Annotated in this window: 17 protein-coding genes and 1 pseudogene; 8 read left to right on the forward strand and 10 right to left on the reverse strand. The window is 65.8% G+C overall.

All coding sequences use genetic code 11. The features are described from left to right. The first annotated feature begins 57 nt into the window (after positions 1 to 57). Complete coding sequence (locus AC2ITM_RS14915; protein ID WP_486467417.1) at positions 58 to 1,386, forward strand: lyase family protein; 1,329 nt, start codon at positions 58 to 60, stop codon at positions 1,384 to 1,386. Between the two features lie 551 nt (positions 1,387 to 1,937). Beyond that, entirely contained in the window at positions 1,938 to 2,261 is a 324-nt protein-coding gene (locus AC2ITM_RS14920) for a metalloregulator ArsR/SmtB family transcription factor (RefSeq protein WP_486467418.1), read from the forward strand. 60 nt (positions 2,262 to 2,321) lie between these two features. Here AC2ITM_RS14920 and AC2ITM_RS14925 read toward each other — a convergent pair whose 3' ends face one another. The 4 genes from AC2ITM_RS14925 to ettA form a co-directional block, all read right to left on the reverse strand. After that, a complete protein-coding gene (locus tag AC2ITM_RS14925; RefSeq protein WP_486467419.1) occupies positions 2,322 to 2,528 on the reverse strand; it encodes a cold-shock protein in 207 nt (68 codons plus the stop codon). 237 nt (positions 2,529 to 2,765) lie between these two features. Continuing rightward, complete coding sequence (locus AC2ITM_RS14930; protein ID WP_486467420.1) at positions 2,766 to 3,263, reverse strand: hypothetical protein; 498 nt, start codon at positions 3,261 to 3,263, stop codon at positions 2,766 to 2,768. A 143-nt stretch (positions 3,264 to 3,406) separates the two neighbouring features. Next, positions 3,407 to 3,862: a hypothetical protein gene (locus AC2ITM_RS14935; protein ID WP_486467421.1), complete on the reverse strand. Its 456-nt coding sequence runs from the start codon at positions 3,860 to 3,862 to the stop codon at positions 3,407 to 3,409. Between the two features lie 105 nt (positions 3,863 to 3,967). Further along, complete coding sequence (gene ettA / locus AC2ITM_RS14940) at positions 3,968 to 5,623, reverse strand: energy-dependent translational throttle protein EttA (RefSeq protein ID WP_486467422.1); 1,656 nt, start codon at positions 5,621 to 5,623, stop codon at positions 3,968 to 3,970. Positions 5,624 to 5,797: 174 nt separating this feature from the next. Between ettA and AC2ITM_RS14945 the strand changes: the two genes are divergently transcribed. The 4 genes from AC2ITM_RS14945 (at position 5,798) to dacB (ending at position 11,268) form a co-directional block, all read left to right on the forward strand. Continuing rightward, the gene (locus tag AC2ITM_RS14945) at positions 5,798 to 7,192 is read left to right on the forward strand and encodes a methyl-accepting chemotaxis protein (RefSeq protein ID WP_486467423.1); all 1,395 of its coding nucleotides are present in this window, start codon (positions 5,798 to 5,800) and stop codon (positions 7,190 to 7,192) included. Between the two features lie 477 nt (positions 7,193 to 7,669). Then, entirely contained in the window at positions 7,670 to 8,983 is a 1,314-nt protein-coding gene (locus AC2ITM_RS14950; RefSeq protein ID WP_486467424.1) for an AI-2E family transporter, read from the forward strand. 85 nt (positions 8,984 to 9,068) lie between these two features. Further along, positions 9,069 to 9,692 (forward strand): nicotinate-nucleotide adenylyltransferase, encoded by a 624-nt coding sequence (locus AC2ITM_RS14955; protein WP_486467425.1) that lies wholly within the window; start codon positions 9,069 to 9,071, stop codon positions 9,690 to 9,692. Between the two features lie 67 nt (positions 9,693 to 9,759). After that, positions 9,760 to 11,268 (forward strand): D-alanyl-D-alanine carboxypeptidase/D-alanyl-D-alanine endopeptidase, encoded by a 1,509-nt coding sequence (dacB, locus tag AC2ITM_RS14960; RefSeq protein WP_486467426.1) that lies wholly within the window; start codon positions 9,760 to 9,762, stop codon positions 11,266 to 11,268. Here dacB and AC2ITM_RS14965 read toward each other — a convergent pair whose 3' ends face one another. Further along, positions 11,269 to 11,400 carry a hypothetical protein gene (locus tag AC2ITM_RS14965; RefSeq protein WP_486467427.1) on the reverse strand — a complete coding sequence of 44 codons (132 nt, stop codon included), beginning with the start codon at positions 11,398 to 11,400 and terminating at the stop codon, positions 11,269 to 11,271. 284 nt (positions 11,401 to 11,684) lie between these two features. Continuing rightward, positions 11,685 to 12,107, reverse strand: a complete 423-nt coding sequence (locus AC2ITM_RS14970; RefSeq protein ID WP_486467428.1) for a tellurite resistance TerB family protein — start codon at positions 12,105 to 12,107, stop codon at positions 11,685 to 11,687. A 109-nt stretch (positions 12,108 to 12,216) separates the two neighbouring features. Here AC2ITM_RS14970 and AC2ITM_RS14975 point away from each other — a divergent pair, with 109 nt between their 5' ends. Next, on the forward strand, positions 12,217 to 13,791 hold the full coding sequence (locus tag AC2ITM_RS14975) for a lysine--tRNA ligase (RefSeq protein WP_486467429.1): 1,575 nt from the start codon (positions 12,217 to 12,219) through the stop codon (positions 13,789 to 13,791). 313 nt (positions 13,792 to 14,104) lie between these two features. Further along, positions 14,105 to 14,758, forward strand: a complete 654-nt coding sequence (locus AC2ITM_RS14980; RefSeq protein WP_486467430.1) for a hypothetical protein — start codon at positions 14,105 to 14,107, stop codon at positions 14,756 to 14,758. 299 nt (positions 14,759 to 15,057) lie between these two features. Here the strand turns inward: AC2ITM_RS14980 and AC2ITM_RS14985 are convergent, their stop codons facing one another. The 4 genes and pseudogenes from AC2ITM_RS14985 to AC2ITM_RS15000 all read right to left on the reverse strand — a co-directional run bounded on the left by AC2ITM_RS14985 (position 15,058) and on the right by AC2ITM_RS15000 (position 17,678). Then, complete coding sequence (locus AC2ITM_RS14985; RefSeq protein ID WP_486467431.1) at positions 15,058 to 15,543, reverse strand: HugZ family pyridoxamine 5'-phosphate oxidase; 486 nt, start codon at positions 15,541 to 15,543, stop codon at positions 15,058 to 15,060. Positions 15,544 to 15,582: 39 nt separating this feature from the next. Next, positions 15,583 to 16,242, reverse strand: coding sequence for a hypothetical protein (locus AC2ITM_RS14990; RefSeq protein WP_486467432.1), 660 nt, complete (start codon positions 16,240 to 16,242; stop codon positions 15,583 to 15,585). Positions 16,243 to 16,603: 361 nt separating this feature from the next. Beyond that, a pseudogene (locus AC2ITM_RS14995) lies at positions 16,604 to 16,895 on the reverse strand (IS110 family transposase); the annotation flags it as partial. 81 nt (positions 16,896 to 16,976) lie between these two features. Continuing rightward, positions 16,977 to 17,678, reverse strand: a complete 702-nt coding sequence (locus AC2ITM_RS15000) for a winged helix-turn-helix domain-containing protein (RefSeq protein WP_486467433.1) — start codon at positions 17,676 to 17,678, stop codon at positions 16,977 to 16,979. Between the last annotated feature and the right edge of the window lie 186 nt (positions 17,679 to 17,864).

The raw sequence follows: 17,864 nt of genomic DNA on the forward strand, positions 1-17,864 counted from the left end.
CCGGGACCGGCTTTTCCGGCCCCGGGGGTTTTCCATCCGAAGACGAAAGGCAGCACCATGGCGGGATCGGTCCACGACAGCACGATCTACTCGAAACTCTTCGACTGCGGCGAGGCGGGGCGGCTGTTCACCGACTCGGCCGAGGTCCGGTCCATGGTGATCGTCGAGGGGGCACTGGCCAAGGCCCAGGGCACGCTGGGCATGATCCCCGAGCTGTCTGCCAGGTTCATTCACCGCGCCTCGCTGGAACTGCCGCTGGATCCCGCCGGCCTGGCCGCCGGAGCCGCCAAGAACGGCGTTCCGGTGCCGGGTCTTGTCGCGGCCTTCCGCAAGGCCATGGAGGCCCCCGAGCACGCCCAGTTCGTCCACTGGGGCGCCACCAGCCAGGACATTGCCGACACCGGCCAGATGCTGCGGCTGCGCCAGCTGCTGATCCTGTGCGAAACCGGCCTGAAGACCCTGCTGAAGGCGCTGGCCGCCCAGGCCGAGGCCCATGCCGACCTGCCGATGGCCGGGCGCACCTACGGCCAGTTTGCCACCCCCGTCAGCTTTGGCAGCCATGTCGCGAACTGGGGCTGGCCGCTGCTGGACCTGCTGGGGGAACTGGACGCCCTGCGCGCCAGTTCGCTGTGGGTGTCGCTGTCGGGGGCTGCCGGAACCGGGGCCGAGTTCGGCGAGGACCGTGACGCCCTGCGCGCCGCCCTGGCCCAGGGGCTGGGCCTGGCCGACCCGGGCCGCAGCTGGCACGCGGATCGCGGCCCCGTGCTGCGCATCGCCGGCTGGCTGACGCGGATGGCCCAGATTCTGGGCAAGATGGGCGACGACCTGATCCTGATGGCCCAGTCCAGCGCCGGAGAGATCCGCCTGGGCAATTCCGGCGGGTCCTCGACCATGCCGCAAAAGCAGAACCCGGTGCAGCCCTCGGCGCTGCTGGCGCTGGCGCGGCAGGTGATCGGGCTGAACGCCATCCTGCAGGGCGCCGGCATGCCGCGGCAGGAACGCGACGGCGCTGCCTGGTTCACCGAATGGATGACCCTGCCGCAGCTCTGCCTGTCGGCCCATGCCGCCCTGGTCACCGCCACCGCTCTGGTGCCGGACCTGCAGCCGCAGGCCGACCGGATGGCCCAGGCCTTCAGCGGCTCTCAGGGATTGCTGCACGCCGAGGCCCTGTCCTTCCGTCTGGCCCGTTCGATGCCGCGCCCCGAGGCCCAGGATGCCGTCAAGGCGCTGGCCAAGCAGGTCCTGGCCTCGGGGCTGACCCTTGGCGAACTGGCCCGCGAGACCTGGCCCGAACTGGACCTGAGCGGCCTCTTCGCCCCGGAAGAGCAGATGGGCGACGCCCCCGCCACCGCCCGCCGCTTTGCCGCAGCGGCCCGGGCCCTCTGACGCCTCTGGCCCTCTGGCCGCTGGTCTCAACCTCCGGGCGCCGCCTGATTGATGCGGCCCCCGGGGAAGCCGATGCCCCCGCCCCGACGGCCGGCCCTGCGGGCGGCCAGCATCGACAGGACCGGCGCCGGGCGGATCCTTTCCCGTGGCGCCGCCCTGAACCGCCAGGTTGCCGGGCAGCGCCGTCTCTGGGCGGGCGCTGAGGGTCAGCGCCTTCAGCCATGCCATCCCCCTTCAGGCCGCTGTTGGGCGCCCTGCCGGACGCCTTCAGGCGGCGCCGATACTGTCACGGGATTGATCGGCTGGCGGCTGGTGTCGCACGCGCCCCCATGGCCGAGGACCGGCCACGCCCCCCTCCGGTCGGCCACCCTGCCTACCCGAAGCGCCCTTCGCCACCGCAAACCTGCGGCTGCCGCCTGCTATAGGTTCGCCCCCCGTCCGCGGGCCCCCGCCGGAACCCATTCGAAAACACTCACGTGCGGGATGAGTGATAGCGCTGCATGCCACAGCATGTTAAAAATCATTCATCTTATGTTCCGGAGCAGACCCCGATGAAGGACGCGACCGTCCCTCCCGACATCATGGCCGAGAATGCCAAGAATGCAGCCGCCTTCCTGAAGGCACTGGCGCATGAGGGCCGGCTGATGATCCTGTGCCACCTGTGCAGCGGCGAGCGTTCGGTCGGAGAGCTGGAGGCGCTGTTGCAGATGCGCCAGGCGGCGGTCAGCCAGATGCTGGCCCGGCTGCGTGACGAGGGCTTCGTCACCACCCGCCGCGAGGGCAAGGCGATCTACTACCGGCTGAAGGACGACAGTGTCGCGCAGGTGATCGGGCTGCTCTACACGCTGTTCTGCAAAGAGCAGGACGAGGCCTGACACGAAAACGGCCGCCCGGGAGGTCCCGGACGGCCGCGGAATTCGAGGATCGGCGAGCGATCAGTCGAGAACCAGGTTCACAGCGCTTTCGCGGCCGTCACGGCCGGGCTGGATGTCGAAGGTAACCTTCGCGCCGTCCTTCAGGCCGGTCAGGCCCGAACGTTCGACAGCGGAGATGTGGACGAAGACGTCCTTGCTGCCGCCCTGGGGCGCGATGAAGCCGTAGCCTTTGGTGGTGTTGAACCATTTCACGGTGCCAGTGGCCATTCCGTGTACTCCTGTTAATCATACCGCCCGCGGAAGTGCGGCGGCCCGGCGTCATGTCGTCACATCGATGACTGTCGTCGGTAGAGAACAGGGGGTCGATAGATCGCGCTCGCGCGGGAACCCTTATGGCAGGTTTCGTGAGTCGGGGAAAGAGGCAGGTTGAGCGACCCGGCCCTCTCGCTCGATATATCCTGACCGAACCCAGCCTCTTCACTGTCACGCGCCAGGCCACCGGGATCATTGTGGGGCGGGCAATGCGGGGCCAATATCCTGGAGGGTCTTCAGGGCAACGATCTGGTTCATCTGACTTTTTGAAACCGCGCCCTGATTAGCCTGCCCGTCCCTGCCGTCCTTTATCGTGTACACAAAGATGACATAAACGCAGAAGTACACCAGGGTGATCGCCAAAATGGCAACACCAAGATAGCTGCTTTTGATCGCAATCTTGCTGTTTTCAATCTGGACATCATGCGGAACGGCATCAACGCCGGCCTGTTTTCCCGCCATGGACAATTTGAATGATGTCAAAAGCTGGACCCCTCCCAGGACAACCCCGGAAATAATCAAAAATGTGACGGACCACATCACGACAGCATTCGCCACGCCCTGATCCCGAAAAACCATGGCACTGACCTTCAGCAATGCGGATTGATCTTGATAGGCCAGGATTTCCGCACAGCTTCTTGCTGCCGTGATCCCGAAGGCCTCTCCTCCGGACCTGGCCAGAAGATCCATGCATTGAAAAATGTCGCCCCTCTCTATGAGGAAGGACCAGGCCTTGTTCGACACAGAGTATATCGACGCGGCGACCAAAACGCCTGCCCCGACACCAAGCCCGAAGAGCAGAAAATATGGGATGACCGAAAGTCCTGGGCGTCTCACCTCAGGTCCCCTCCGCCGTAGGAAACACTGACATTCTCAACCAAGCCCGACACATCTTCTCCATTCAGGTTACAACTGCAGGCGGCCCCCACGGCCTCGCCGGTCGCACAGTACCCCCTTTGCCCCGAAAGCACGCAATAGGGGATCACGACCGGTTGCAGTCCGGGCAGGACCGAGTTGGCATCCCCCCGCTGGGAAGAGGTTATGCCAACCATGGCCGAATATGCCGGCCGGCCTATCACGATCAGACCCTGTGCCCCGTCCGCAATTGATGGTGTGTTCTGCTCCAAAAGCGCCACGCCCCCGGGCGCAGAAAGTATCCGCCCGAGCGTTTCCAGCTGTTCCGACGAAAATTCCTTTTTCAGGTCCTGCGAGGAATACAGCTGATCCTCTCTGGCACTGGCAGAAAAGGCGCTGAATAGAATGGAAAACAAAAGTGCCACGATCCACATGCCGCCCTCCATTTTCCGAACAACGTACCACCCAAAGATGATTCCGGGAAAAACAAAAACCCCGCCAGAAACTGGCGGGGTTCTGCAAACTGCGGTTCAGCTTTATCAGCGAGCGAACTTCTTGTACTTGATGCGCTTGGGTTCCAGCGCATCCGGGCCCAGCCGGCGCTTCTTGTCCTCTTCGTAATCCTCGAAGTTGCCCTCGAACCATTCCACATGGGCCTCGCCTTCGAAGGCAAGGATGTGGGTGCAGATCCGGTCAAGGAAGAAACGGTCGTGCGAAATCACCACCGCGCAGCCGGCGAAATCGACAAGCGCGTCTTCCAGCGCCCGCAGGGTTTCCACATCGAGGTCGTTGGTCGGTTCGTCAAGCAGCAGCACGTTGCCGCCCGAGCGCAGCAGGCGCGCCATGTGGACGCGGTTGCGCTCGCCCCCCGACAGCAGCGACACCTTCTTCTGCTGGTCGCCGCCCTTGAAGTTGAAGGCCGAGCAATAGGCCCGCGCGTTCACCTCGGCATCGCCCAGCTTGATGATGTCCTGACCGTCGGCAATGGCTTCCCAGACGTTGGCATTGGGGTCCAGATCGTCGCGCGACTGGTCCACGTAGGACAGTTTCACGGTGTCACCGAACTCGACCGTGCCCTCGTCGGGCTGCTCCTGCCCGGTCAGCATCTTGAAGAGCGTGGTCTTACCCGCGCCGTTCGGGCCGATGACGCCCACGATACCACCCGGCGGCAGCGCAAAGCTCAGGCCCTCGACCAGCAGCTTGTCGCCCATGGCCTTCTTCAGGCCCTCGACCTCGATCACCTTGTTGCCAAGGCGCGGGCCGTTCGGGATGACGATCTGGGCATTCGCCAGCTTCTCGCGCTCGGACTGGTTCGCCATCTCGTTATAGGCGTTGATCCGGGCCTTGGATTTCGCCTGACGGGCCTTGGCGCCCTGGCGCATCCATTCCAGTTCGCGCGACAGGGTCTTTTGCTTGGCCTTGTCCTCGCGGGCTTCCTGCTCCAGCCGCTTGGCTTTCTGCTCCAGCCAGCTGGAATAGTTGCCCTCGTAGGGGATGCCGCGACCGCGATCCAGTTCCAGGATCCAGCCGGTGATGTCATCCAGGAAGTAGCGGTCGTGGGTGACGCACAGGATCGTGCCCTTGTAGTCGATCAGGTGCTGCTGCAGCCAGGCGATGGTTTCCGCATCCAGGTGGTTGGTCGGTTCGTCCAAGAGCAGCATGTCGGGCGCTTCCAGCAGCAGCTTGCACAGCGCCACGCGACGCTTTTCACCGCCCGACAGCTGGGTCACGTCGGCATCATCGGGGGGGCAGCGCAGCGCCTCCATCGAGACATCGACCTGGCTGTCCAGATCCCACAGGTTCTGGCTGTCGATCTCGTCCTGCAGGCGCGCCATCTCGTCGGCGGTCTCGTCGCTGTAGTTCATCGCCAGTTCGTTGTAGCGGTCCAGGATGTCCTTTTTCGCCTTCACGCCCAGCATGACGTTGCCGCGCACGTCCAGGTTCGGGTCCAGCTCGGGCTCCTGCGGCAGGTAGCCGACCTTGGCGCCTTCCGCATGCCAGGCCTCGCCCTGGAAGTCCTTGTCCCAGCCCGCCATGATCTTCAGCAGGGTCGATTTACCGGCGCCGTTGACGCCGACCACCCCGATCTTCACCCCGGGGAGGAAGTTCAGGTGGATATTTTCAAAGCACTTCTTGCCACCCGGATAGGTCTTGGAGACGCCGGACATGTGGTAAACGTACTGATAGGCGGCCATGAGATCCTCCGTTATCGCTTGGGCGCCTAGATACGCGGGGCGCGGCGCTTTCACAATTGCCTCGTCGAAAATTCCCGCGCGGGAAGCGGCCTGCGGTTTACGGGGCCCTTACCGAATCGCCCGATGCTTGCGCCAAGTTTTTGTCCGCCGGTGCGGCGGAAGGGAAGGAACCGGATGAGCATCGAGACAGAGATCCGCCGCTGGAGCGCGGAAGAGCGGGCGCACGGCGAACAGGTCCGTGCCCTGATTGAGGGAGAGCTGCGCACGGTCCTTCTGAACGCCTACCGCGTGATCGACCCCTCCATGACCATCCTGCCCGAAGACCTCTACCAGAAAGAGCTGCGCAAGTTCCGCCGCATCACCACCGGTGATTTCTCGGCCGAGTATTTCCGCGAGCAGGCCGAGATCGCCGCCGACATCGCGCGCCAGATCGATTTCCCCGCGTACCTGCAGGGCTATGCCCATTACGCGGCGGGGCTGCAGGGGGCGCTGGCCCGGGCCACGCTGACGATGCGCAAGGGGCGACGGCAGCCGCTGTTCAGCCAGCTCAGCATCGGGATATTCTCGGATGTGGCGGTGGCCATGCACCACTTCTTCCAGGCCGAAGCCGAGGCCGACCGCCAGGCGACCGATGTTCTGGGCCGCGCCCTGCGCAGCCTGGCCGCCGGGGATCTGACCCACCGGGTGGGGGCGGACGCGCCGGCCAAGATTGATGCGGCGCGGCAGGATTTCAACGCGGCGATGCAGACCCTTCAGGGCACGCTGGGGGACATCGCGACCAGCTCGGCCGAGGTGCAGATGGGCAGCCAGCACATCGCGGCAGCGCTGGAGGCCCTGTCGACGCGGACCGAACGGCAGGCGGCCGCCATGGACACCAGCCGAACCTCGCTCGATCAGGTCAGCAAGACGGTGAAGGGCACCGCCGATGGTGCCCGCAAGGCCTCGGCCGCAGCCACACAGGCCCATGACATGGTGACGAAATCCAGCGAGGGGATGCGCCAGACCCAGACTGCCATGCAGGAGATCCTGGCAAGTTCCAAGGAAATCGCTCAGATCGTTTCCGTCATCGATACGATCGCGATGCAGACCAACCTGCTGGCGCTGAATGCAGGCGTCGAGGCGGCCCGGGCGGGCGAAGCCGGCCGTGGCTTTGCCGTGGTGGCGACCGAGGTGCGCTCTCTGGCGCATCGCTCGGCGGAGGCGGCGCAGACGATCCGCAATCTGATCGAGCAGAGCGCCCGCCACGTCGATCATGGCGGCAAGCTGGTGGACGAGACCGGCGCCGCGCTGGACCTGACGCGCGACAAGGTCGGCGAAATCGACGCGCTGCTGCGGGCCATCCGGGGTTCGGCCGAAGAGCAGGAGGGCAGCATTGGCCAGATCAGCAGTGCGATCAGCCAGAGCAGCGACTTTACCCAGCAGAATGCGTCGATGTCCGAGGAGACAACCGCCGAGGCGATCCGGCTGAGGGATCAGTCTCAGGCTCTGGGCAGCCTGATCGGCCAGTTCCGACTGGAGATCCCACCCGATGGCACGGCCAGCCCCACCACCCAGCGCCGAACGGGCTGATCCGGGAAACGTGCAAGGCGCGTCTGGGCGCCGGGCCCCAGGCGGCAAAAGCAGAGGGCCGCATGGCCCAAGCTGGGTACGCCAGGGTCGACGGAGGGGCGAGGTCAGGGGACTGAGACCGGGACTAAGGGAACCGGATCAGGAACGGGAACGGGAACGGGAACGGGAACGGAAATCAACCCATATGAGGTGAGCGACTTAAAGGCTCACGATCCGGGGTGCTGCCTGCTGCCTGCTGCCTGCTGCCTGCTGCCTGCTGCCTGCTGCCTGCTGCCTGCTGCCTGCTGCCTGCTGCCTGCTGCCTGCTGCCTGCTGCCTGCTGCCTGCTGCCTGCTGCCTGCTGCCTGCTGCGAAACAGCCCACCTGGCCGGCCCCATCTGTCCAGCCATATTCGTACGGATCGCCCTTGCCCCTCGGCGCGTCTCGGAACTGCGGCCCGCAGCAAACGTTGATCCCGGCAGCAGGGAGAGCCACGCCATGACAGACACGACCGACCGGCCCAGCCAGACACCCGCCCCGCCCCCAGAGGCCGACCAGATCCGCAACCGCTACCTGAAACGCATCTTCGCGATGCTGACCGCGCTGGTGACCCTTTTTGCCTTCTGGTCGATCTCGCTGGCCAAGGTGGTGGTGCTGCCCATCGTCCTGGGCCTTCTGATCGCGCTGACGCTGGCCCCCTTCACCCGGCTGCTGGCACGGGCGCGCATCCCGCATGCGGTCGGCGCGGTGCTGCTGATCTTCTCGATCGGCGCGGCCAGTGCCACCGGGGTCTATATGCTGCGCGTCCCCGCCCAGATGCTGATCGAGGAAGTCCCTCAGATCCAGGCCGAACTGCGCCTGAAGCTGTGGAAGATCACCCGCAATGTCGACAAGATGCAGCAAGCCACGGAAGAGCTGAAACAGCTGGCCTCGGGCGGCGAGAAGGGCAGCCAGGACACCAAGGTCATCGTGCAGAACGGACCCTCGCTGCTGCGGACGGCCGCGGCGTCGGCGGCGGGCACCGGATCAACGGTGCTGGTGGCGCTGCTGCTGGCGATGTTCCTGCTGGCCAGCGGCGGCATGTTCCGACACAAGTTCATCGATTCCTTCCCCGATTTCGGATCGAAGCGGCGCGCCATGCGGATCAGCCGCGATGTCGAACGGCAGATCTCGCGCTACCTGGCCGCGATCACGGTGATCAACGCCTGCCTGGGCCTGGCCATCGGCACCGCGCTGCACCTGCTGCACATGCCCTATGGGTTGCTCTGGGGCGTGGCGGCCTTTGGCTTGAACTACCTGCCCTACCTGGGTGCAATGCTGGGCATCGGCGCCTCGGGGGCAGTGGCGCTGGTCAGCCTCGACAGCACGGGGGCCGCCCTCATGGTGCCGCTGACCTACATGCTGCTGACCTCGCTCGAGGGGCAGATCATCACGCCTTGGGTGGTCGGCCGCCACCTGCGCCTGAACACCCCCGCCGTCTTCCTGGCGGTGATCTTCTGGGCCTGGCTTTGGGGCGTGGCGGGGGCGCTGCTGGCGGTGCCCTTCCTGGTGATGATCAAGGTGGTCTGCGACAATGTCCCGGAACTGGCCGTGGTCGCCCGCTTCCTTGACGGAGAGGACGGCCCGGCGCTCGGACGGGCCGAGATGCGCCGCCGCCGCCGTCTGCGCGCCGAGGCCGCCCGCCGCAGCCACGCCATGCGCCATCCCGGCCATGTCACCCTGCCCTCGACCACCGATGCACCGCTGGGCATCGCCCCCGGTCATGGCCCCAGCCCCGGGCTGCAACCCATGAAGGCCCCCCCGCGCGACTGAAGAGATGTTTGACTTTCCCGCGCCTTGCGTCACAAAGCCAAGTCTGATGACAGACCCCTGACGGACCACGCAAGGAGCCTCCCCCTTGGCCGCGACCCCGCCACCCTGCACGACACGCCCCCTGGCCCGCCCCGGCCAGCGCATCGGGCTGCTGGGCGGCTCTTTCGATCCGCCTCATTTCGGGCATCTGCACATTACCCTCGCGGCACTGCGCGCCTTCGAGCTGGATCAGGTCTGGTGGCTGGTCAGCCCCGGCAATCCCCTGAAAACACGCGGCCCCGCCCCGATGGCCGAACGGCTGGCCGCCGCGCGCGCGCTGGTTGATCACCCGCGTGTGAAGGTCACCGATCTGGAAGCACGCACCGGTACACGATACACCGCCGGGACGCTGCGCGCCCTTGGGCGGCTCTACCCGGGCGTGCGTTTCACCTGGCTCATGGGAGCCGACAACCTCGTGCAGTTCGACCGCTGGCAGGAATGGCGCTGGATCATGGAACACTTTCCCCTGGGCGTGCTGGCCCGGCCCGGAGACCGCCTGCAGGCGCGCACATCGCGCGCGGCGCGGATCTTTCGCGACCGCCGCCTGCCCGCCAGCCAGAGCCACCTTCTGGCCCAGGCCCATCCGCCCGCCTGGTGCTTCGTGAATGTGCCGCTTGTTTCCATTTCGTCAACCATCCTTCGCCAGCGTGGCGAATGGGGGTCGCGCTGACACCTCGCCCTTCGACCAGACCCGTGACCCGGCGCCCCCGCCGCGCCAACCAGAGAGGACCGCGCCCTTGACGAGCGCCGCTTTCACCCGACGTGCAGCCCTGCGCAGCCTGCTGGGCGGCGCCATGGCCGCCTCGGCCCTGCCCGCCTATGCCGCAACGTCCGAATCCGTCCGGCCCAAGCTGCGCCCCGCCGCACAGACCGCCGCGCCGGTGTCGGGGCTGGAACATGCGGTGACCTCGATCAACGTGCCGGGCGACACTGCCTGCGTGGTGCATGACCTGGTGACCGGCAAGACGCTGGAATCCTATCACGGCGATCACCCGATGGCCCCGGCCAGCGTCGCCAAGACGATGACCAGCATGTATGCGCTGGAACATCTGGGCGCCGATCACCGGTTCCAGACGCGGCTCTTGACCACCGGGCTGATCGACAACGGCACGCTGAAGGGCGACTTGATCCTGGCAGGCGGCGGCGATCCTGAACTGGACACCCAGGACCTGGGCACGCTGGCCTCGCAGCTGCGCGCCGTCGGCATCCACGCGGTCGAGGGCAGCTACCTCTATTTCGGCAAGGCCCTGCCCGAGACCCGCAACATCGACCCCGGCCAGCCCTACCATGTCAGCTACAACCCCGGGGTCTCGGGGCTGAACCTGAACTTCAACCGGGTCTATTTCGACTGGAAGAAGGTCGGCAACAGCTTCCAGATCTCGATGCAGGCGCCCGCCGGCAGCTACCGCCCCGGGGTCGAGATCGCGACGATGCAAATCGTCGACAGCTCTCCCAGTGTCTTCACCTGGGAGGACAAGGACGGCAAGGATGTCTGGACCGTCCTGCGCAGCGCCCTGAACGAGGACGGCGCCCGCTGGCTGCCGGTCACCCGCCCCGCCGCCTACACCGCCGAGGTCTTTGCCACGCTGGCGCGCTCGAACGGGATCGAACTGGGCACGCCGCAGGCGCTGGATGCGCTGCCCGCCGATGCCTACCAGATCGCGCTGCACGAAAGCCGGCCGCTCGATCAGGTGCTGAAGTCGATGCTGTTCTATTCCACCAACGTCACCGCCGAGATCGTCGGCTGTTCGACCACCACCAAGCTGATGGGCAAGCCGCCCGCCTCGCTGGAAATGTCGGCCAAGTACCTCAGCGCCTGGCTGCGCGCGCGTTTCGGGATGCAGCAGGTGGCGATGGTCGACCATTCGGGGCTGGGCGATGCCTCGCGGGTGTCGGTGAACGATCTGGCGGGGATGCTGAATTCGGAAAGCGCCCAGACCCGGCTGCATCCGCTGCTGAAGACCATTCCGCTGCGCAACGGCGGCAAAAAGATCGACCCGAAACACCCGATGACGGTGCAGGCCAAGACCGGCACGCTGAACTTCGTCAGCGCCCTTGCCGGTTACGAGATCGCCCCGAACGGCCACAAGCTGGTCTTCGCCATCATCTCGAACAACCTGGAGAAACGGGACGAGCTGACCCGCGACCAGAAGGAACACCCGCCCGGCGGGGCCCCCTGGCTGGCGCGCGCCCGCTACCTGCAGCAGGACCTGATGGAACGCTGGGGCGGGATGTACCGCAGCTGATCAGTTGCGCTGCATCTCGGGCAGCGCGGTCGAGACGGCCGTGGGCACGAAGGACGAATGATCTGTCATCACCCCCAGGACGGGGACCAGGCAGAGAAGGGCAAGACCGCCGAAAAGGAACACGCGGCGCATGACGGAACCTCGGGTGCTGTTGCTGCCCGCCATGAGGTGGCGGGCACACCCCCTTGGTCAATTCCGTTATGTGGATGCGTGGCCCTGTGGCAACAGCTGGCCGGTGACCGGCCGGAACTGGCCGCCCGGCGTTTCAGCAGGTTTCAGCCCGCCGCCTTGCGCGTGATCACGGCCCGGCGCAGGCACGGATCACCGGCCCGCGATACCCCGATCACCCCCGGGCCCGGCCCACTGGGGGCGGAGTCCCGTCAGCCCCGGGTGGCGCGCCATCCCTGCCCTGGCCCTCAGGCGCGCAGGTGGCGGGCGCGGGCGCCACGCTCGATCGCGGCGGCATGCAGGCGGTCCAGGTTCAGCTCGTAGCGGATTTCTTCCAGCAGGCGCAGCTCGGGCTCATGCAGGGTGCCGTCGGCGGCGGCCACGTCGCAGGCCAGCGCATAGGCGGTTTCGAACAGCCGTTCCGACAGGTTGTCGCGAATCAGCCCGAAGAGCGCATCCAGCCCGTCCTCTTCCGAGAACAGCTCGAACACGATGGTGGACATCTGCTTGATGCGGGCATCGTCGTATTCCGCGAAGATCGGCAGGGTGTTCACCTGGCTCTCAATCTTGATCAGCTCGGCGGTGCGCATGTTCTCGTCGGATGCGGATACCGCGATCATCAGCAGGACGAGGCAATCCTGTTCGGACAGCGAATGAGAGATCTCGGTCATGATGGGAAACCCTGAATTCTGCCTTGAAGGCCCAGATTATTGACCTTGGGCAGGACGCACAATAGGAAGCGCAGGTCCCGGAGCAAGGGTGCAACCCAAGGAGTCCATCATGTCCGAACTGCGCGCCGCAGCACTTGAATCGAAGGCCTGGCCTTTCGAGGAGGCCCGTGCCCTGGCCAAACGGTACGAGAAGGCTCCGCCCGAGAAGGGCTATGTGCTGTTCGAGACGGGCTATGGCCCCTCGGGCCTGCCGCATATCGGCACCTTCGGCGAGGTGGCCCGCACCACGATGATCCGCACCGCCTTCGAGGCGATCAGCGACATCCCCACCCGTCTGATCTGCTTCTCGGATGACATGGACGGCATGCGCAAGGTGCCGGAAAACGTTCCGAACCAAGAGCTTCTGCACGCCAACATCCAGAAGCCGCTGACCTCGGTCCCCGATCCGTTCGAGCAGTTCGAAAGCTTCGGCCACCACAACAACGCCATGCTGCGCCGGTTCCTGGATACCTTCGGGTTCCAGTACGAATTCTACTCGGCCACCGAGTTCTACAAGTCGGGCCAGTTCGACGCGGTGCTGAAGCGCGCGGTCGAGAAATACGACGACGTGATGAAGGTCATGCTGAAGTCGCTGCGCGACGAACGCGCCGCGACCTATTCGATTTTCCTGCCGATTCACCCCGAAACCGGCCGTGTCCTCTACGTGCCGATGAAGAAGGTGGATGCGGAAAACTACACCATCACCTTCGATGACGAAGACGGCCGCGAATGGACCCTGCCCGTGACGGGCGGCACCGTGAAGCTGCAGTGGAAGCCCGATTTCGGCGCCCGCTGGGCCGCGCTCGACGTCGATTTCGAGATGTACGGCAAGGATCACAGCACCAACACGCCGATCTACGACCGCATCTGCGAGATCCTGGGCGGCAAGAAGCCGAACCACTTCACCTACGAACTGTTCCTGGACCAGAACGGCGAGAAGATCTCGAAGTCGAAGGGCAACGGCCTGTCGATCGACGAATGGCTGACCTATGCCTCGACCGAGAGCCTGTCGTATTTCATGTTCCAGAAGCCCAAGACGGCCAAGCGGATGCATTTCGATGTCATCCCGAAGGCGATGGATGAATATCACCAGCAGCTGACGGCCTACCACGCGCAGGACATCAAGGGGCAGCTGGCGAACCCGGTGTGGCACATCCACGGCGGCAAGGTTCCGGTCTCGACCATGGTGGTCAGCTATTCGATGCTGCTGAACCTCGCCTCGGTTGCGGGCGCCGAGGACAAGGAGACGCTGTGGGGCTTCATCCGCCGCTACGCGCCGGACGCCACCCCGGAAACCCATGCCGACCTGGATGCGGCAGCCGGTTTCGCGGTGCGCTACTACAATGACTTCGTGAAGCCCGAGAAGGTCTTCCGCGCCCCCACCGAAGCCGAGCGCGAGGCCCTGGAGGCCCTGCGCGACGCCCTGCGCGCCTACGACGGCGAAATGACCGACGAGGCGCTGCAATCGGTGGTCTACACCATCGGCCGCGAGCGGTTCGACCCGATGAAGGCGTGGTTCTCGTGCCTTTACGAGGTGCTGCTGGGCGCCGCCCAGGGGCCGCGCTTTGGTGGCTTCATCGCGCTTTACGGCGTGACGGAAACCGCTGATCTGATCGACCGCGCCCTGGCCGGTGCATTCGCCTGACGGCCTCGCAACGCAATAATGCCGGATCGGCAATGAAAGGGCGCCTTCGGGTGCCCTTTTTCATTCCCATTTCACGAAACGGCAGGGTTTCAATTCACGATTCCAATCCAGAGATTCGCCCCCCACTTCCCTCCGTGGCCCTTGTGGACTGAGGATTTGACCGTCTGGTCCGCAATTGCGACAGGCATGTGGAACCGAAAGAGAACATCAGGAACGGCAATGCGGATTTCCGGTCTTTTCCATCCGGGATAGTCATTTCTTAGGGGATATCTGGAATTCAGAACGGGTCACACCCTCGCAAAAGGGAATGCCCATGTTTCTTTCTCAGCCCCTTCGCCGCATCGGCTTTGGCCTGTGTGCCCTGCTGCTGTTCAGCGCCTCTGCCCAGGCCCGCCCGTCCGAGAAACGGATGATGCTCGACAGTGGCCTGTCGACGCTGGGCTTCTACATCGACCCGATCTTTCACGTCACGCCACGGCTGAACCTGCGGCTGCCGATCTACAACGGGCTCCGCTTTGGCCAGCTGGACATCCGCCGCGGCAACCGCTTTACCGGCAACCTGCTGGCGCGTTCCATCGCGGCGATGGCGGAATACCACCCGTTCGACAATGGCCTTTACGTCACCGGCGGGCTGGCCGTCGGCGGATACGAGGCCAGCGGCATCGCCACCCACCTGACCGCCGCCGGACAAAGCCATTACGGCGATTTCGCCCTGTCGATCGAGCAGACCACCGCAGTGGCGCCGCAGATCGGCCTGGGCTACCGGCGGGTCAGCCAGAACGGCTTTACCATGCTGATCGAGGCCGGGGCCCGCGTCGCCCACCACCGTGCCACCCTGACCGGCACCGACGGCCTGCCCGCAGACGCCCGGGCCGATCTGGAAGGACAGATGCAGGATCTGAACGATGACCTGTCGGACTGGCCCGCCTATCCCTACCTCAGCCTGGCGGCGGGCTGGCGGTTCTAGCCGGACGCAGAAGGGCAGCCTCGCCACTGCGCCAGCCCTGGGGCCATCTCGCCGCGCTGCTGGCCGTGGACCGCGAAAGGGCCCGGCGCACCGGACGCGGCGGGCGTTCCAAACACCATTTTCGACCGAGCGTTGAAAAAGTCTCTGAACCGGCGCGACCGGGCGGATCAGCAGAACTCCCTCCCGCAAAGGCTCTCCTGAACACTTGCGGTTTGCCAAGGGGCGGCCTGCAGGACCAGCGGTCCAGGATTTCGGGCCATGTCTTGGTTCACAGAGTTTTCAATACAATCGGCCCTCTTCTAGGCCGGGGGCCCGGACAGATCCTGGGGGGCCAGCCGACAGGCCTTGCCGAAGCCCGCGTTCAGCAGCCCCGACAGCGGCACCAGCCGCACCAGCAGAAAATCCGCGAAACCGATGTACAGCTTCGCCTTCGGCCGTTGCGACAGATAATGGGCGGCCAGCGCCTGAAAGGCGGGATCGTCGCGCGGCACCGGCTGCGGACGCGCCTGCAGGGTCAGCCGCGGATGGGTCAGCGGATCGCCCCCGGGGCCGGGATCACCCAGCAGCAGCGACACTTCCGCAGCCGCCAGCAGCGGGCCGGTGTGATCGGCCAGCCGCGACACCAGCGTCAGCGGCTGCCCTGCGGGATCGCAGGCCAGGGCGATGCGGGTGACGAAAGGCACGCCCTCGCGCAGCGTCGCCAGCGCGCCGTGGCGGGCAGTGGTGATCAGACGACGCGCCAGCGCGCAGGCTTCGTCATCGGCAGGACGGTGGGGATCGGTCATGGCGGCACGATAGGCCTGCAGCGGCGGCGCGGGAAGGGGTCAGAACTCTTTCCAGAAACCGACCTTGAGACGGTAAAGGTCGCTGTTGGCCAGCGCGGCCGAGCCGCCCACGTCGATGGAAAGGCCCTTGCGCATCGGCACTGCCAGCGACACGGCCATGCGGGCAAAGGCGGGGTCGGACTGGCTCTTGCCGGTCTGCAGCTGGACATAGGTCTTGGCCTTGCCGGCAGGCGAGACGCCGAAGGTGAAATCGGCCTTCCAGTCATAGCTGCCATCGCCGGGATAGAATTCGACCGCGGTTTCCGCCGTGACCCAGCCCTTGGGCCAGTCAAGGCCCCGCCCGATCGCCAGCCCCGGCCGCAGCACCGGCCGCCCCGAGATCGCCCCCGCCCCCAGGTCTGCCCCGAAGGCGAACCGCCCCGGCGCGGGCAGTGGATGGCTGACAAAGGCCACCATCTTGTCCAGCCCCGAGATCGCCCCCCCGACATCCGCCCCCAAGGTCCAGCTGTCGCTCAGCCCGTATTCGTAGAAGAGCGTGTAGCCAGTGGTCAGCGGCCCGGCGGTGCCCAGGCCATAGACCCGCAACGCCCCGGCGGCAAAGCTCTTGCCATCGCCGCGTGGCCAGGCCCCCGCCCCGGCCGGCGTCGCCAGCCCCACGGCCAGCAGAAGTGCCAGAGCGATGCCCGTTCCTCTGCCCATGCGCCCCCCTCAACCGAGAGAAGTATCACTACAGCAAGGTTAACGCTTAACTAATATTTAACGCCAGGATCTCACGGGCCGAAAAGCCGACCCTCCGGCCCAACGGGACACAGCCGAGGCCGTCATCCAATCGCATGCCATACTGCAAGACCTTTCTGCTTTTGGGGAGCATCCGTGCCGGGAGCGGTGTCATCTTCGCGGTCGGCATATGCCGCCGCATGGTGGGGCATCGCGGGGCCCCTTCCAATGTGGGGAGCACCCCATCGGCCTTGACGCGCGGATGGTGCAACAGCCTCGGCGGAATGGTTTGGGCCACGTCCCGGCAGGGACGCGTCGACAGCTCGGCGCGGTCGGTTGCGGCTCAGGCCATGGGTTCGGCTTGCCGTTGGAACATCTGACCGGATTTCAGCATTGCGGCATGATAACCGCCAGCTTGCGCGCCACGGCAACGGCGGCACGCTTGCAGCCAATCCGCTCCCGCAGCTGCAGGCCCGCGGGTCTCGGCGCACCGTCGGCCATGGTTCTGGTCAGCACCACGGGCCGCCGCGTAGAGCCCCCAGATGGGCGTTCCCGCGTCGCGAGATATGCCCGGCGCAATCGACCTTACCGGACGGATAGCGGCGCGTGGTCAGCCCGATCCGGGCGGCAACGGATCCCGGGGCCAGAGCTTTGGGCAGGCGGCAGGCGGAACGCCCCCTGCCCTGCCACGTCGCCCCCGGCGCCCGGTTCCCGGATCAGGCAGCGGCCTCCTGCGGCACGGGGCGGCTGGGGGCATGCATCCGGATCCCCTGGCCGAAGCTGGTCAGGATGACGTCCTCGCTCACGCCGACGGCGGCCAGCTTGGCCCGGATGCGGCAGATATAGACGTCGATGATCTTGGGGTCGGGTTCGTCCTGCCAGGCATAGAGCTGCAGCATCACCTGTTCGCGGGTGACCATGCCGCCGTTGCGCAGGGCCAGCATCTCGACCAGCTCGTATTCCAGACGGGTCAGGTGGATCGGCATGTCGCCGTAATGGACCTGCATCTGGGCGACATCGACGGTGATCGGTCCGCAAAGCAGCTCGGGGTGGGCAAAGCCCGCGGCGCGGCGGACATAGGCGCGGATCTGGGCGGCGACCTCGATGGCCTTGGAGGGCCATTCGATCATCGCATCGGCGCCGCGCGTCAGGTACAGCGCCCGGTCGCTTTCAGTGACACGGCGGCTGACGACACAGATCACGCAGGCGGGATACTGGGCACGCAGCCGGGCCACCAGCGCGGGCGCCGCCAGGTCCGGCACATCGGGATCGATCAGGAAGGCGTCCAGCTCTCCGGCATCGGCGAATTCGAGCGCCTCGGCGGCATTCGCGGCCTCGGTGATGTAAAAGCCTTCGCCGCGCAGCGCATGGGCCAGGCCGGCGATGTTCCAGGTGGTGTCGGTGACGAGAAGACGCATCCTGCAAATCCTTTCCTCGGGAAACGAGGGTCTGGGTTCGCGGATGCCCAGGGTGGGCAAACTCGGCCCACACCGTCGCATCGTGATTGATCCCGCGGCGCTTCGGCCACTGCCGGGCGGCCCCTGTCTGGTCCCCCGGCCCCGGTGCCCCTGGGGCATCCGGTACAGGATCTTTAATACCGCGTT

This window comes from Pseudooceanicola sp. NS-SX9, assembly GCF_057380705.1.